At 64.2% G+C, this 13,931-nt stretch carries 16 protein-coding genes and 1 pseudogene; 7 read left to right on the forward strand and 10 right to left on the reverse strand.

What is annotated here, in order from left to right; all coding sequences use genetic code 11:
- Nucleotides 1-3: 3 nt before the first annotated feature.
- Complete coding sequence (locus QA600_RS12665) at nucleotides 4-1,005, reverse strand: ABC transporter substrate-binding protein (RefSeq protein WP_278292309.1); 1,002 nt, start codon at nucleotides 1,003-1,005, stop codon at nucleotides 4-6.
- A gap of 5 nt (nucleotides 1,006-1,010) precedes the next feature.
- On the reverse strand, nucleotides 1,011-1,907 hold the full coding sequence (locus QA600_RS12670) for an ABC transporter substrate-binding protein (protein ID WP_278292310.1): 897 nt from the start codon (nucleotides 1,905-1,907) through the stop codon (nucleotides 1,011-1,013).
- A 90-nt stretch (nucleotides 1,908-1,997) separates the two neighbouring features.
- Between QA600_RS12670 and QA600_RS12675 the strand changes: the two genes are divergently transcribed.
- Complete coding sequence (locus QA600_RS12675; protein ID WP_278292311.1) at nucleotides 1,998-2,339, forward strand: cupin domain-containing protein; 342 nt, start codon at nucleotides 1,998-2,000, stop codon at nucleotides 2,337-2,339.
- A 259-nt stretch (nucleotides 2,340-2,598) separates the two neighbouring features.
- Here QA600_RS12675 and QA600_RS12680 read toward each other — a convergent pair whose 3' ends face one another.
- The 4 genes from QA600_RS12680 to QA600_RS12695 all read right to left on the reverse strand — a co-directional run bounded on the left by QA600_RS12680 (nucleotide 2,599) and on the right by QA600_RS12695 (nucleotide 4,698).
- The gene (locus QA600_RS12680) at nucleotides 2,599-2,817 is read right to left on the reverse strand and encodes a hypothetical protein (protein ID WP_278292312.1); all 219 of its coding nucleotides are present in this window, start codon (nucleotides 2,815-2,817) and stop codon (nucleotides 2,599-2,601) included.
- 75 nt (nucleotides 2,818-2,892) lie between these two features.
- Nucleotides 2,893-3,396, reverse strand: coding sequence for a bacterio-opsin activator domain-containing protein (locus tag QA600_RS12685; protein WP_278292313.1), 504 nt, complete (start codon nucleotides 3,394-3,396; stop codon nucleotides 2,893-2,895).
- Nucleotides 3,397-3,585: 189 nt separating this feature from the next.
- Nucleotides 3,586-4,068 carry a DUF892 family protein gene (locus QA600_RS12690; protein ID WP_278292314.1) on the reverse strand — a complete coding sequence of 161 codons (483 nt, stop codon included), beginning with the start codon at nucleotides 4,066-4,068 and terminating at the stop codon, nucleotides 3,586-3,588.
- Between the two features lie 63 nt (nucleotides 4,069-4,131).
- Nucleotides 4,132-4,698 (reverse strand): hypothetical protein, encoded by a 567-nt coding sequence (locus tag QA600_RS12695; RefSeq protein ID WP_278292315.1) that lies wholly within the window; start codon nucleotides 4,696-4,698, stop codon nucleotides 4,132-4,134.
- 196 nt (nucleotides 4,699-4,894) lie between these two features.
- Here QA600_RS12695 and chrA point away from each other — a divergent pair, with 196 nt between their 5' ends.
- Together chrA and QA600_RS12705 are read left to right on the forward strand one after the other, a co-directional pair.
- Nucleotides 4,895-6,295, forward strand: coding sequence for a chromate efflux transporter (gene chrA / locus QA600_RS12700; RefSeq protein WP_278292316.1), 1,401 nt, complete (start codon nucleotides 4,895-4,897; stop codon nucleotides 6,293-6,295).
- A 110-nt stretch (nucleotides 6,296-6,405) separates the two neighbouring features.
- Complete coding sequence (locus tag QA600_RS12705; protein ID WP_278292317.1) at nucleotides 6,406-7,737, forward strand: MFS transporter; 1,332 nt, start codon at nucleotides 6,406-6,408, stop codon at nucleotides 7,735-7,737.
- A 76-nt stretch (nucleotides 7,738-7,813) separates the two neighbouring features.
- Here QA600_RS12705 and QA600_RS12710 read toward each other — a convergent pair whose 3' ends face one another.
- The 3 genes and pseudogenes from QA600_RS12710 to QA600_RS12720 all read right to left on the reverse strand — a co-directional run bounded on the left by QA600_RS12710 (nucleotide 7,814) and on the right by QA600_RS12720 (nucleotide 9,027).
- Complete coding sequence (locus QA600_RS12710; protein ID WP_278292445.1) at nucleotides 7,814-7,996, reverse strand: hypothetical protein; 183 nt, start codon at nucleotides 7,994-7,996, stop codon at nucleotides 7,814-7,816.
- Nucleotides 7,951-8,449 (reverse strand): annotated as a pseudogene (locus QA600_RS12715) (TAT-dependent nitrous-oxide reductase); the annotation flags it as partial. The pseudogene QA600_RS12715 and the gene QA600_RS12710, both read right to left, overlap by 46 nt.
- Nucleotides 8,450-8,676: 227 nt before the next feature.
- Nucleotides 8,677-9,027, reverse strand: a complete 351-nt coding sequence (locus QA600_RS12720; RefSeq protein WP_278292318.1) for a hypothetical protein — start codon at nucleotides 9,025-9,027, stop codon at nucleotides 8,677-8,679.
- A 255-nt stretch (nucleotides 9,028-9,282) separates the two neighbouring features.
- On the opposite strand from QA600_RS12720, the gene QA600_RS12725 reads away from it, so the two are divergent.
- The 3 genes from QA600_RS12725 (at nucleotide 9,283) to QA600_RS12735 (ending at nucleotide 11,900) form a co-directional block, all read left to right on the forward strand.
- On the forward strand, nucleotides 9,283-9,465 hold the full coding sequence (locus QA600_RS12725) for a hypothetical protein (RefSeq protein ID WP_278292319.1): 183 nt from the start codon (nucleotides 9,283-9,285) through the stop codon (nucleotides 9,463-9,465).
- 556 nt (nucleotides 9,466-10,021) lie between these two features.
- A complete protein-coding gene (locus tag QA600_RS12730) occupies nucleotides 10,022-11,008 on the forward strand; it encodes a hypothetical protein (RefSeq protein WP_278292320.1) in 987 nt (328 codons plus the stop codon).
- Nucleotides 11,009-11,498: 490 nt separating this feature from the next.
- Nucleotides 11,499-11,900: a hypothetical protein gene (locus QA600_RS12735; protein WP_278292321.1), complete on the forward strand. Its 402-nt coding sequence runs from the start codon at nucleotides 11,499-11,501 to the stop codon at nucleotides 11,898-11,900.
- Between the two features lie 57 nt (nucleotides 11,901-11,957).
- On the opposite strand, the gene QA600_RS12740 is transcribed toward QA600_RS12735, so the two are convergent.
- Entirely contained in the window at nucleotides 11,958-13,286 is a 1,329-nt protein-coding gene (locus QA600_RS12740) for a RimK family alpha-L-glutamate ligase (protein WP_278292322.1), read from the reverse strand.
- Nucleotides 13,287-13,459: 173 nt separating this feature from the next.
- Between QA600_RS12740 and QA600_RS12745 the strand changes: the two genes are divergently transcribed.
- Entirely contained in the window at nucleotides 13,460-13,909 is a 450-nt protein-coding gene (locus QA600_RS12745) for a pyridoxamine 5'-phosphate oxidase family protein (protein ID WP_278292323.1), read from the forward strand.
- Nucleotides 13,910-13,931 lie beyond the last annotated feature (22 nt).

Raw genomic sequence — 13,931 nt, forward strand, 5'->3', positions numbered from 1 at the left:
CCGTCACACCTCCAGACGGAACATCTCGTCGGGCACGTGATCGACGCCGAGCGCGTCGGCGCCCGCGACCTCGAGTAAGTGGTCGAACAGCCGATCCATCCCGTCGATCGTCTCCTCGTCCCAGTCGGCGACGACCATGTCCCGCCAGCCGTCCCGGACGGCCCGGACGATCTCGGAGTCGTCCTCGTACATCAGGCGCTCGCCGATGTCCGCCCAGAGCTCGTCGTCGCTCGTCAGTCGGCCGACGGCGTCCCGGTAGGCGCGCTTGAACCCCTGCACCGCGTCGGGGTTCTCCGAGAGGTACTGTTCGCTGGTCAGGAACGTCGAGATCGGCAGCTTCCGGTCGGTCTCGGAGAGATCCTGGACGAGCTCGGACATTGGGAGCACCTCACGATAGGGTCCCGTCTCGGTGATCTCGGGGACGATCGGCCAGAACTGGAGGATACCCTCGACCTCGCCGTCCTGGAGCATTCGGGTGAGCTCGACCTTCGAGCCCGCCTCGACGGGGGTCGCTTCCTCGTCGGGATCGAACCCGTGACGTTCCCGACAGGCGGCCCGCACGAGGATCCAGTTCTTGTCGAGGCGGCGAACGACGCCGATCCGACGGCCTCGGAGGTCGGTCAGGTCCTCGATCGGTGAGTCCTCGGGGGTGACGAGCCCGCCGACGGTCCGTCCGTACGGGTGGATCGCCACGATCGGCGCCCCACCGGCACGCTCGCGGGCCGTCGAGATGTAGTCGATGTCGATGAGGTCGGCGTCGCCCTCTTGCAGTTTGGCCTCGACGGTCTCGACGCCACCCTCGAGCGAGTCCGAAACGAGTTGTACGTCGAGGTGGAAACCGTGCTCGTGATCGAGCCCGAGCCGTTTGATCGTGTACAGCATGTATCGCGGGCTCCCGTTGTGCTCGAAGCGAGCCCGCAAGACTGGTCGGTCGCCCGGCTCGTCGTGGTAAGCGTCGAGTTCGGCCTGCTGGCTCTCGATGTCGACGGCAGTTGATTCCGACATCTCGATCACCCCAGCGAGGCGACGATGGCGTCGATTTCGGCCTCGTCGTCGATCAGTTCGCGCTCTTTCATCCACTCGAGCTGGGCGCCGAGATCCTCCCGATCGGCGAGCTCCGGGACCTCGTAACGTGGGACCGTTACCCGCTCTCGAAGGGCGTCCATGTCGACGTCCTCGAAAAGATCGGGCGCGACGCGGGCGTCCTTCTCGAGCATCTCGAGGTACTCCTCGCGGAACGCCTCCGGCTCTTCGTTGATATCGCGGACGGCGCGGCCGTAGGCCGCGACGTACGCCTCGAGCAGGTCGGAGTCGACGCCGTCGCCGCCGACGATCCCCATGTGGTTCTCGAACTCGAGGACGGGCTCGAACCCCAGCTGCTCGGCCAACGTGGACTGGGGATCCAGCAGCGTGACGGCGTCGACCTCGCCGTCCCGTAGCGCCCGCAGTCGATCCGTCGGCATCCCGTAATGGACGAGCGAGACGTCCTCGGGGGCGACGTGCTCCTCGAGGGCCCGCATCGCGGTGTACTCCTGGCCGGTTCTGCGGTTGACGGCGACCTCGACGCCGGCCAGATCGGCCGGCGACTCGATCGGCGTCTCCGGTCGGGTGAACACGGTGTAGGGCTGGTCGGCGAAGGTACCGTTCGCGACGACCTCGCCGTCGCCCATCCCCCACGTTCGCTTCAGGCTCTCCCACTTGCAGACTGGGTAGAGGTCGATCTCGTAGTCGCCTGTCAGCGTTTCCTCCGCGGGGATGTACTTGATCTCGACGGACCCGCGGTCGCGCTCGATCAGGTCGACATCGAGCCCCTCGTCCTCGAAGTACCCCCGTTCGACCGCCACCCGCTGTGGTAACACGAACGAGAACGGGAGGTGGAACAGTTTGAGCGTGTTATTGTCTGCCATGCAGTCACAGTATTCACGAATTCACTGATAAACCTTTCTGGTCAACCTTTATAATGAGGAGTGTGGATATGTGTCGTGGGGCGTGATATCATGGAAAAGGTGAACACTGGCGACGCGGGTTTCGAGGAAGTCGATGACGGGGTCTACCTCGCGGACCTCGCGACGGGACGAGAGGCGAGCGTGAAGTACTGGCGCATCGATCCGGGAGCGACCCTCCCGGTCCACGAACACGACAACGAACAGATCGGCTACATGCTCGAGGGGACCCTGGTCGCGATAGCCGACGGCGAGGAGGTACGGCTCGAGCCCGGGGACTGCTATCACTTTCGGAGCCGGGAACGTCACGGTGCCGAGAACCGATCGTGCGACCCCGCTATCGGAATCGGTGTTCTCGCTCCGCCGCGCGGACGGCCCGACTGGGGTAATCGGTAACCCTCGTGCGACGACTACCGGACCGTCGCTGTCGCCCTCGAAGCCCGGTTCCATGCCGGAATTCGCGGCGAACTCTCGGTAGCTCACCACTCACACCGCCCGGTTTCGGGCGAGCCACACCAACGGCACTCGCCCGTCTCGGTCGAGACGGGCGCCCTCCCGCGTCGCTCGTCACTGCACTCACTCGAGAGCGCTTCAGTCACGTTGCTCGAGGCAATCCCGTCGGAACCGCCCACCTCGGCTGGTCCGAACCTACTGCTCAGTCGTCGGCGGTGGCCTCCGTCGAGTCGACGACCTCGAACGACGTTTCGCCGCACTTACACCCCGTTCGCTGTCCGATCGGCCGGATAGTTCCGTCGGCTCGCTGCTCGGAGGCGTAGGCTTTCCCACAGGTGGTACAGATCGCTGCGACTTTCCGCGTCGTCTCCGCGTCGGCGTCCGAATCGGCCGCCGAATCGCGGCCGGAACGATCGTTCATTTATCAGGCTCAAGACAGCCCTGGTCGAAACCTACTCTGCATTGAGCTCGAGAGTGTTTATATGGGCTCGACGACTCACTCCGCGTCGGATAGCCCGCTCGGGGTCGGGACGGTGAGGGTGTTCCTGACGAGGTTGTCCGTCGCCCGACGCAGTCGCTGGAGTTCGAACGTGCGATTCTGCCGGCGAAAGTATGCCTGAAACTCCTCGAGAACGCTCTCGCTGACGAACTTCAACTTGAGGTACCAGCGTCCGTCCTTCGCTTCCGCCTCCTGTACGATCCCGTGCTGGTCGACGACCTCGTCGATCAGTCGCTGGACCTCCTCGCTCCAGCGGACGTTGAAGTAGCCGACGTCGTCGGCGACGTTGAGCGTTCGGACCTCCTCGACGTCGGGGTCGGTCTCGAGGGCGCGCTCTACGGCCTCGAGGTCGTCGCTCGTCACCCACAGGAACGGCATCACCCACTCGCGGCTGTGGGTCGCGAGCCGTTCGATCTCGACCGTCGCGTCGGGCACGGTCTCGAACGTGCGTTCCAGCGCGAAGCCGTCGGCGGGGATCGTGAACTCGGCGACGACGCTCATGCACCGCTCTTTCGGTTCGAGACACTGATAACCGGCACCTGCCACTGCAACAGTGTGATCCGAGCTTCCGACCCCGATTGCGGGTGACTATTCCATCGTTCAATTCACAAATGGAGTTGTAGACATACTGTCGATCAGTACCGGATGTACGGCCGTTGGCGACGGTTTATTACCGCTGGCACGTCCGTCTCAGCTCCTCCGCCTTCGCTCCCGGAACTCCTGCATCTTCCGCAGCGCGGATTCGGCTTCGGATCGATTCTGCTCGAGTCGACTCACCACCGCTTCGGGGTGATCGAGGCTCTCGGCCAGCAGAACCAGCCGATCGAGCAGCGTGATCTCGATCCGCTCGTTGATCGTGCCGACCCCGATCGCGTCGAGATCGCGCAGCTCGTCGCTCTCGACCTCGTTGACGAACTCGTCTTTCTCCGCGAGCAACCCCTCCATGATCGGACTGCCGCGCTCCTCGAGGGGAAGCTCGGTCAGCTCGAAGATCTCCTCGATCCGGGTGATCTGTGCGACCGTATCCTCCCTGTGGCCGGCGAACAGCTTCTTGATCTCCTCGCTGGCGGCCGCCTCCGCGAGGTCGCCGTTCAGATCGAGAATTTCCAGCTCCGCGTGGTACAGCTTCTGTAGCTCCCGCTCGAACATGTCCGCTTCAGTTCTGATGCTCATGGTCGTTTCCCGCGTAGCGTGTACGGATATCGGTCGGATAGCTCTGCCCGCCGTCCCAGTCGCTCACTCCGCATCGAGAACCAGCTCCCTGATACAGTTTCGGGCGTCCTCGGTGTCGACCGCCTCGCTCTCCAGCAGGAGACACAGCTCCGCGGTCGACACCTCGTTTCCCGCCCGCAACTCCTCTATAATCGACGCGATCGGTGCACGGGTCGCGTCGATCGTGAGGTCGACGTTCTCGACGAGGATCTCGTCTCGCCTCCCGGCCGCGTACACGGCCTCCCGGAGGAGCTGTTCCGCCGTCGACTCGGTTCCGGCCGCGCGCTCTTCGAGCATCGCCTCCGTGATCCCTGCGTTGTACAGGATGAAGGCCAGCCCGTCTCGGAGCCCCGCCGTGAACTCGTCGTCCTCGTCGCCGTCCGCGAGGCGCTCGAAGAGCTTCTCCCGTTCGGCCTCCTCGAGGTGTTCGAACAGGATCGTGAAATCGAGAATCGTGTTGTGGACCCGCTTGCGGATGTCGCGTCGGCGCTGGTAGCGTTGCTGTTTGGCGTGCTCACCCTCGTAGGACTTCTCCCCGGTGAGCCACCGACGATCCTCGGTCGTCAACATCGCGTTCTTTCGGTCCGTCATGGTTGCGTCGTGTTCGTTCGGCTCCGATCCGCCAGCACTGGTACTACATTCTGTATACCCTATAAATAGGAATATATTTACCCGAACATCGTGACGTTATCTCATGCGTCGAGATGACACCCCGATCGGCATGAAGATTGTGCCATCCACGAGCGCAAGACGGCCGACCGCCGGCGATCGATGACCGCCGAGAGCGATGGCTGACGCGACGGCCGACGCGGCGCAGACGGAGTACCGCGGCCGCGCTACCCCCGCCAAACTCCTCGAGGTCGCCAGATACTACCTCTTTATCGGGATCGTCGGCTTCGGCGGTCCGATGGTCCACATCGCGATGATGGAGGACGACCTCGTCGGCGAGGACAGCAAGGAGTGGACCGATCAGTCGGTGTTCATGGAGGGGCTCGCGATCTGTAACATGCTTCCGGGACCGGCCTCGACCCAGCTCGGAATCTTCATGGGCTGGATCTACGCCGGGACGAAGGGCTCGCTCGTCGCCGGCTTCTTCTTCATGCTGCCGACGTTCGTCCTCGTCGTCTTCTTCTCGTGGCTCTACTTCGCCTACCAGCAGGTTCCCGCGGTCGAGGCGGTGTTCTACGGGATCAACCCCGTCGTCATCGGCCTCATCGTCGGCGCCTGCTACTCGATGACCCGAAGCGCCCTCGAGGAGGGGCGAACGGATACCGAGTTCGAGGTCCGGGGTGAATCGTGGACCGTCGACTACCTGCTCGTCGTCCTGCTCGTCGCGACCACGGTCGTTCAGGCCGTCCTCGGTCCGAACCCGGTGTTGCTGTTCATCGCGTCCGGACTCGTCGGGGTCGTGGTCTACCGCTCCGACTGGGTCCGGACGAACGCGCGCCGACTGGCGCCGTGGGCGATCCTCGGCGCCGTCGCAGGGCTCCTGTTCGTCCTCCGCGATCGGGTCCTCGAGGCTCTCGGTCCCGCCGTTCGCGGCGCGCTCGAGACCAGCCCGATCTGGGGGGCGTTGATCGCGCTCTGGGCCAACCCCTGGGTCCAGCTGTTCGCGTTCATGATCTACACCGGCTCGTTCATCTACGGCGGCGGGCTCGTGTTGATCCCCTTCATCGAGACCTACGTGGTCAGCGAGTTCGGCTGGATGGCCGGACGCGAGTTCGTCGATGGGATTGCGATTGGACAGCTCTCGCCCGGTCCGGTCGTGATGACGACGGCGTTCGTCGGCTACAAGCTCATGCTCGACGTCTCCGGTGGAGTCGTCGCCGTCGCCGTGATCGGCGCGCTCGTGGCGACGATCGGCGCGTTCGGCCCCTCCTTCGCGTTCATCATCGGCTTCTTTCCCTACTTCGCGAGGGTCCGCGAGAACGAACTCGTCCAGACCGCCCTGACCGCCGTCAATGCTGCCGTCATCGGGGCGATCCTCGGCGCGACGGTCATCCTCGCCGAGGAGTCGTTTTTTGTCGAGCAGCCGACCGTTCCGATCCCGGCCGCCGGAGCAGTTCTCGACCTGTTCGCCGTGTTGCTGGCGATCGTCACCTACTGGCTGTTCGTCCGGGGCGTCCACGCCGCGTACCTCATCGCCGCCGGCGGCGCGATCGGCGTCGGCGCTTTCTTCCTCGTTTAGCTCCGTCGCCGCCGGACAGCTTCCTCTCGATTCGGAATCGTCGACGCTCTCGACACCGACCGAGTAGTATAGTAAAATGTATTTACCACGCTATTCAATACGATCTGTAGATGAGCACGGAACGCGAAACCGCCGACCTCTTCGGACCGTTTCGCCAGTTCTTCTCGCTGCAGCGGGACGTGCTGGTGCTCTCGCTGGCGATGTTCGCGTTCAGTCTCGGGTTCCAGATGACAAACCGGTTCCTGCCGGATTATCTGGTCTACCTCGGTGCGGGCGGGTTCGTCGTCGGCCTGTTCGCCACGTTGGGCAACGTAATCGGCGCCGTCTACCCCTACTACGGCGGAATCATCTCCGATCGAGTGGGATCACGGTACGCGCTGACCGTCTTCGGCTTCCTCTCGACGTTCGGCTTCGCGATCTGGCTCGGCTCCGCGTACGTGCCCGCGATCGACCTCGGCGCCGTCGTCCTCGAGCCATGGGTGTGGGTGTTCGTCGGACTCCTGCTCGCGCAGTGCTGGAAGTCCTTCGGGATCGGCGGTCACTACGCCATCGTCAAGCAGGCGACCGAACCGAGCCGACTGGCGCAGGGCTTCGCCAGCACGGAGACGTTCCGTCGGACCGCGTTCCTGATCGCGCCGCTGATCGTCGCCGTCCTCGTCGCCGACGAGCTCATGCCCGGCTTCCTCTGGGTGCTCGCCATCGGAATCGTCTTCGCCGCTTTCGGGACGATCGCCCAGCACCTGCTGTACGAGGCCGACGAGGACTCGGTGGGCAAGGAGTTCGAGGGCGTCGGTCAGATCGCCGACGACCTGCGGGCGCTCCCCGGCCCGCTGCGACCGTTGCTGGTCGCCGACACGTTCGTCCGGTTCGCCAACGGGATGGTGTACGCCTTCTTCATCCTCGTGATCACCCAGCTGCTCGAGATCGGACTGACGCTCTCGCTTCCCGTCGTCGGTACGATCGACCTCTCGCCCGCGGCCTTCTTCGGCCTCCTCCTGAGTATCGAGATGCTGGTTGCACTGCTGACGATGGCGCCGGCGGCGAAGATCGCCGAGTACGTCGGCCTCAAACCGGTCGTCGGGCTGGGCTTTTTGGTCTACGCGATCTTTCCAGTTCTACTGATCTTCGGTCCCCAGTACGTCGGCGGAATCGACGAAACGTGGATCCTGATCGCGCTGTTTGCCTTCTCGGGACTGCGCTTTGCCGGCCTGCCCGCTCACAAGGCGCTCGTGGTCGGCCCGGCCGAACAGGGAGCCGGCGGCCGCGTAACGGGATCGTACTACCTGATCCGCGGCGCGATCGTGATCCCCAGCGGTGCGCTGGGCGGATTCCTCTGGCAGTTCGTCGACCCCGAACTCTCCTTTACGATCGCAACGGTCATCGGCATGATCGGCGTCGTCTACTTCGCGATCTTCGGCCAGGAGTTCGAGGCCTATCGGTAGCCCGTGGATCGCGTTCGTCCCGTTCCGAGGACCTCGAGCCCGCGCCCTCGACGGGTCCCGCTCGAGGCATAGGATCTCACTCGGCGGTTCCCAGCTCCTCCCACGCGCTGACCTCGCCGCCGTGCTCGTCGGCGAACGCCGACGCCCCGGCGTGGGTCGAAATATACTGGGTCTCCTCACGCTCCTCGAGGTGGTAGTCGACGCTCGAGTAGTGATCCGGGCCATCCGGCCGTTGGCCTTGTCGTTGACGAACAGCCACTCACCATCGTACTCGTTGTCGGTCTGGCTGACGCGGGGATGGTGGATGTCGCCCCACGTGTAGCCGCCGGACTCCTGGAGCATCTCGTGGGTTTCGTCGTCGAACCCGTACCCTCGCGTGCTCTCGACGTTGAACACGGGGATGCGCATGAGCTGGCGCATCGAGGGACCCCGTAGACGCGGATGTCGCCGGAGTGACCGCCCGAGAGGAACGCGTAGTAGTCGTCGTGCTCGCCCGGCGGGACCTCCGTGTCGACGTCGGCCGCCGAGATCTGCTCGTCGTCGCTGAGCAGTCGGTACAGCCCGCGAGCGACTCCATCATCCCGGTGGCGGCGCCTACGATCATGAAGCCACGCCGCGGAATTCGCGCGAAGAGCGGATATCTGTCGTCTACCGCGGTCGTGCTGGTCGGTTCCTCGGGGGCTGTCGGTTCGGACGCGTATGATTTTGTCATCGTCTTGGGGTTGTCGCGATGGAAGTTCCTGCACCTGTACAGGTCACACTCCGTCGGACACGACGTTACGACTGTTTCAGACTCCAGTCACTTGGGAATATATGTAGGAACTGGTTTGGCCGAAAGAACACGTACACTGGCGGTGTAGTTCCCCTACCCCTCACTCCTATTCTCCGGGGAAGTAGATAGGAAATATTATGATAATGGGATAACACCACTCACAGTCGTCAGCAGTAGCGGACGCCCGCTCGAGCGAGCGCCGTGCGATCGGCGTCCGAACCGTTCGAACCCGCTCGTTTTGCGTTCATCTCCGACCGTTCCGGCGGATCGCGGCATCGATCGATCGAGTCTCGGGAGATCGGCTCCCCGTCGACACTCGTCCGGGTCCGCTCGCCGGTCGGCTTCTCAAAGACCCACTCGGTGCGATCGGTTCCGATGATCCCGTCCCGAGAAGAACGGCGGCGTTTCACCGCCGAGTGGGTGGTTGCCGGGAGCACACGGGTGCTCGGAGCGCTCGACGCCTCGTCCTCGAGGCGTTCCGCCGGTGATGTGTTGTGGATCGGTTCCCGCCAGCGCATCGTGTCCCCCGTCGGGACTGAGCGTCCGACCCGTGTAGTAGTCGCCGCCGAGCAAGACTGCCGTCGACGGTGCCACTCGCGTGATACGCCCCACAGCAGGAGCTTCCTCCGCTCGCGAGCAGGTGCCGAGGGACCATCCGTCGGACTCAGCGGTTTTCGGGGTACGCTTCCGCGCGAACCTGTGACTGGCACGCGCTCGGACCGGCCAGGGACAAACACTAAGCCACAGCTACCGAATGGTGGCGGATGGTAACCGTGCTCGAAACGCTGGGTTCCACTCAGGTTGTCACGGGTGTCCTGCTCGCTGCTGCCGCCGCAGCTTCGCTCGTACTGCTCGATATCCTCCCGACCACCGTTCTCTGGGTCTCGCTGCTCGCCGCGCTGTTCATGATCATCGTGGAGTTCTCCATGCTGGTTCGTACGAAACTCGCGGCTTGAACGCCCCGTCGCGAAACACGATTTGGCAGCTCTGGAGAACAACTTCAGACATGGTATTTCACGAGCGACACCTGATACGCGACGCGAACCCGGTGTCCCCTTCCCTCTGGTGGGGCGAGTACGAGGCGCGAACGCAGGTTCGACGATGAATCTCACGGAACGCAGTCCTTCCGACCGACTGTCCGTCCGGAGCAGGAACTCCACCGCATTTCGTAACGGCTACCGAGCACGTCGAGGTCGTTTCCTGACGGAGACGAGTGTGGTCTTTGCCGCAGTTCGCTCCTCTCGAAGCAGTGCCGCCACAGGCGGTCGTCACCGCTCCCTCACTCGAGATGGGGGCTTCGCACAGTAACCCAATCGATCGAATAGCGATCTTCCCCGTCTCGAGGGTAACAGAAACGGTTCGTTTCTCACGAGCAAAGCGGCTATTACTCGAGACGAGTATCGAACCCGCACCTCTCGACTCCAGTTGTGAACAACGGACATTCACCGAGAAACTAGTAGCCACTCAAGGGGAAATTATACGGTAATTGTCCTCCCAGTTCGAACCGGGATTATGGTTTCACCAGGGGAGCTTCGACTGATCGATACGCTGCTCGAGGACGACGCCTTCGAGCCCGACATTTCCGACGACGGGTCGGTGAACTACTCGGCCGCCGCCGACCTGCTCGACGAGATCGACGACGATCCGACCGTCGTCCTCGAGCGGTTCGCCACTCGAGGGGTACTGGCCGACGAGTTCGTCTCGAAGGTGTACGTCTGCCCCGAGTGTACGACCGAGGGGTTACAGTACACGACCGTCTGTCCGGGCTGCGGGGATCCACAGGCTATCGAGACGACCGTGCTCGAGCACGTCTGTGGCTACGCGGGTCCCGAATCGGAGTTCGAGTCCGAGACCGGCTACCGCTGTCCTGACTGCGAGCAGGACCTCGAGTCCGTCGACATCGAGAAGAAACTCCGCTACAGCTGCCAGGAGTGTACCGAGTCGTTCGACGTGCCGGACGACCGACTTCGGTGCCGGGAGTGCTCGTCGATGTTTCCCCCGCTGGAGACGATCGAACGGGTCCTGTACCGGTACACACTCACTCCCGAGGGCGAGACGTGGCTCGCCCGTCAGAAGGCAGCCCGTCGGACGGCCGCGGAGGCGTTGGAGGAGCGTCGCTTCGAGACCGAGGTCGACACCACCGTCGACGACAGCGGGTCCCGACGCGTTCACGTCCTCGCCGAGGACGGGCTGATGGGCGAACGACGGATCGTCACCGTCCACGAGACGCCCGACGCCGAGAGCGTCGACGAGTTCTGTGCGTTCGCGGAATCGGTCGGCGCACACCCGGTCGTCGTGACGACCTCGGGAACCGTCGAGACCGACGTCGCGAAGCGAGCGGAGGGCTCGGAGCTGACGGTGCTGACGTTCGACGAGGACGGGGAGAGCACGCTCGAGTCCGAGTACGATACGACCGAGAGCGTCGGTGCCTATCGACCCGGACTGTTCGAACGCCTCACCGCTGCGCTCGAGGTTCCCGGCCGAAACGGTCGTCACTGAGGGCGGCCAACACGAGCGTTTTCGGAGCGTCGAAAGGAACGTCGAGCGGTTCCTTCGAGGGGTCGTTTCGGTCCCGGTCGTTCGTCTCTGCGGCGGCAGCGCCGGTTCCGACGGTCACGCCACGTCTCACGTCTCGTTGGTCTCGTCACCGTCTCGAGGGCGCAGACTCGATTCGGTTCGTTACCTTCGTCTTCGCCGCCGGGATTGGCGGGCAGGACGAACCGAACAACGACTGACTCTGGCCGCCCGAAACCGTCCACGGAACCGCCGATTTCCCCACCCTCAATCTTCCTACCAGGTACGTTACAGTATGACTGTCAGAACTACCACACGGGGGTTGCTTTTCTGATAGTCCGTAGTCTGAAAGGAACGGCACAGGTTTATAACGGTGGCTCACTAGGATGTGGGTAGTTACTCGAGGTGTGTCGGGAACGATTTCCGGCCCGCTGCGCCAACAGCGGACCTCGTGTCCTCCGGGATCTCAGAGAACATGAATACGAAAACGAGAGACGGTAATAAACGTGCCGCCGGTAGCGCCCCCGCCCGAGACGTCGCGCTGATCGACGAGCAGACGATCCGCCGGCTCGAGGACGCCGATACCGAGCGATCGGGGTGTCGGTTCGCCGCCGTCGCCCGCTCGCTCGAGGAGGTTTCGATTCCGAACGTACGATTCGACCTCCCGGTGACTCGTGTCGCCTACGTCGACGAGAACGGCCGATACGGGATCGAGCGGGAGCTCTTCGGCCACCGTGAGGACTGGCAGGGGGTTCCGCGAACGATCGTCGTTTCGGAGGACAGCTACGACGTCGTCCGGGAGCTCCCCGACAGTCACCGCGACCGGTACCGTCCGATTCTGGACGTGTACGAGCGCATCCTCGAGGACGAACGGTAGCGACGGCAGAGCGCGGTCCGACGGCACCGCTTCGAGAAGTGCCCGAAGCGGAACCTCTCACTCCTCGAACGACTCGTCGATTCGACCGCCGTACCTGCTGGCGACGTCGATTCGGAACTCGGCGAGCACGTCGCGACCGAGCAGGATCGGATACTGTTCTCCGGCTCGGTCCTCGACGATCGCGTCGACGGTTCGTTCGGTTCCGGCGACGCCGACGACGACGTCGACGACGGGTCGCCGACGACGGCCGTTCTCGACGGAGTCGGTGGTTCCGACCTGGATCGGACCAGCGCCGATCGCGGCCGCGAGCTGCAGGTCGATCCGAGTTCGCGCGTTGACCGGTTCGGCCCGGCCAGCCACTGACTTCGTGTCGGTCGTGCCGCTGACGACGACGCGCTCGGTGAGCCCGACGACCGGTGCGTCGTTCCCGATCGGCTCGCCCTCGCTCGGGACACACGACGGAACCGAATCGTCGAGCGTCGCCCGCAACCGCTCGACTAGCTCGTCGTCGACCGCCCCTCCAACGCGCTCGACCGCGACTTTCGCGATGACGGGCGCCGGACTCCGTCCCGTCGCGCGGAACAGTCCCCTGAACCCGGCGGTCGGGTTGACCTCGAGAACGTACCAGCCGTCCTCGTTCTCGATGAGGTCCACGCCGGCGCAGTCCAGTCCGACCGCGGACGCCGCGGTCGTCGCGGTGTCTTCGACGGTGGCGGATAGCGCGTCGGTCGCGTCCTCGACGGATCCGCCGCGTGCGACGTTCGTCCGCCACTCTTCCTCGTCAGCGTAGCGGTACATCGCGCCGACGACGGTTCCGTCGACGACGTAGACGCGGAGATCCCGCGTTCGTTCGCGGTCCGCGCGAACGAGTTCCTGCAGGAACGCGCGCCGCGTCCCGACGGTTCCGGTGAGCAGGTCGTTCTGGCGGACCTTCCACGCGCCGCCGCCGTGGGTTCCGACGATCGTCTTGTAGACGAACTCCTCGCCGAACGTCGGGCCGATCCGTCCGACCGTCGTCGTCCCCATCGCCAGCGCCGTCTTCGGAATCGGCACACCCGCTGCGACCATCGCCGCGGCAGCGGCGATCTTGTGGGAGGCGAGCGCCGCGGCGTCGGGATCGTTCACCATCGGCCGGAAGCGAGCGATCGCGTTCGCGATCCCGACGGCCTCGACGGGCTGGGTCGCCGTCGACAGCAGCAGGCGGTTGATCACTACGTCCACGTCCGGCTCGAGGACGAACGAATCGTCAGTAAACCGTAGGAGGATGTTGTTCTCGCGGAGCCAGACGGGTTCGTGGCCGAGCTCCTCGACGGCGTTACAGATCGCCTTCGACTCCTTGCTGTCGTGGAAACTCAGAACGCCGACTCGAACCGAATTGTCGTCCATGTGCCGCCCTACGGCGTGCGAATCGGTAAAGCCGTAGCCCGAAAGCCGACTCGAGCGAGCGGGCTCCAGCAAGTGTCCGTCCTCGAGCCGAGGTGGCCGTTTCGTTCACCCCCGAGTGAACGTCCCGTTTTCGTACAGCAGGGTATTTTTCCCTCCCCATCCTCCGTATCGATATGCAAGGACTGCGCTGGCTTCAGCTGAGCGCCGACGAGATGAGCGAGTTCCTCGGTCGAGGCGGGGTCGGGGTCATCTCCTTCGCGACGGGGACGGACGAACCTCCAGTCTCGATCCCCGTCTCCTACGGGTACAACCCGGACGAGGCAGCGCTTTACTACCGACTCTCGATGCCGAAGGACGGCCGGAAGGCTGAGCTCGTCGACCGATCCGTCTCGTTCGTCACGCATCGGAACACCGACGACGGCTGGCGGAGCGTCGTCGCCAGCGGCGAACTCGAGGAAATCTCCGACGATCCGTTCGATCCGGGCGCGCTCCACGGGATGTGGGCCGTCGAGATCCCGCTCGTCGACGTCTTCGAACGACCGCCGAAGGAGGTTCGGTTTCGCTTTTTCCGCCTCGAGCCCGAGACGATGACGGGACGGAAGGAGGTTCAAACCGACTCCTGATACCGGCGGATCGAGCGCGTCT

Source organism: Natronococcus sp. A-GB1 (genome assembly GCF_029688845.1).
Classification (GTDB): Archaea; Halobacteriota; Halobacteria; order Halobacteriales; family Natrialbaceae; genus Natronococcus.

Excerpts from the sequence above, each read along its gene's own strand:
- QA600_RS12695 (WP_278292315.1), bottom strand. The coding sequence starts at position 4,698 with ATGACGGACCGAAAGAACGCGATGTTGACGACCGAGGATCGTCGGTGG.
- QA600_RS12705 (WP_278292317.1), top strand. The coding sequence starts at position 6,406 with ATGAGCACGGAACGCGAAACCGCCGACCTCTTCGGACCGTTTCGCCAG.
- QA600_RS12745 (WP_278292323.1), top strand. The coding sequence starts at position 13,460 with ATGCAAGGACTGCGCTGGCTTCAGCTGAGCGCCGACGAGATGAGCGAG.
- QA600_RS12730 (WP_278292320.1), top strand. The coding sequence starts at position 10,022 with ATGGTTTCACCAGGGGAGCTTCGACTGATCGATACGCTGCTCGAGGAC.
- QA600_RS12690 (WP_278292314.1), bottom strand. The coding sequence starts at position 4,068 with ATGAGCATCAGAACTGAAGCGGACATGTTCGAGCGGGAGCTACAGAAG.
- QA600_RS12740 (WP_278292322.1), bottom strand. The coding sequence starts at position 13,286 with ATGGACGACAATTCGGTTCGAGTCGGCGTTCTGAGTTTCCACGACAGC.
- QA600_RS12670 (WP_278292310.1), bottom strand. The coding sequence starts at position 1,907 with ATGGCAGACAATAACACGCTCAAACTGTTCCACCTCCCGTTCTCGTTC.
- QA600_RS12720 (WP_278292318.1), bottom strand. The coding sequence starts at position 9,027 with ATGCGCTGGCGGGAACCGATCCACAACACATCACCGGCGGAACGCCTC.
- QA600_RS12735 (WP_278292321.1), top strand. The coding sequence starts at position 11,499 with ATGAATACGAAAACGAGAGACGGTAATAAACGTGCCGCCGGTAGCGCC.
- QA600_RS12680 (WP_278292312.1), bottom strand. The coding sequence starts at position 2,817 with ATGAACGATCGTTCCGGCCGCGATTCGGCGGCCGATTCGGACGCCGAC.
- chrA (WP_278292316.1), top strand. The coding sequence starts at position 4,895 with ATGGCTGACGCGACGGCCGACGCGGCGCAGACGGAGTACCGCGGCCGC.
- QA600_RS12685 (WP_278292313.1), bottom strand. The coding sequence starts at position 3,396 with ATGAGCGTCGTCGCCGAGTTCACGATCCCCGCCGACGGCTTCGCGCTG.
- QA600_RS12675 (WP_278292311.1), top strand. The coding sequence starts at position 1,998 with ATGGAAAAGGTGAACACTGGCGACGCGGGTTTCGAGGAAGTCGATGAC.
- QA600_RS12665 (WP_278292309.1), bottom strand. The coding sequence starts at position 1,005 with ATGTCGGAATCAACTGCCGTCGACATCGAGAGCCAGCAGGCCGAACTC.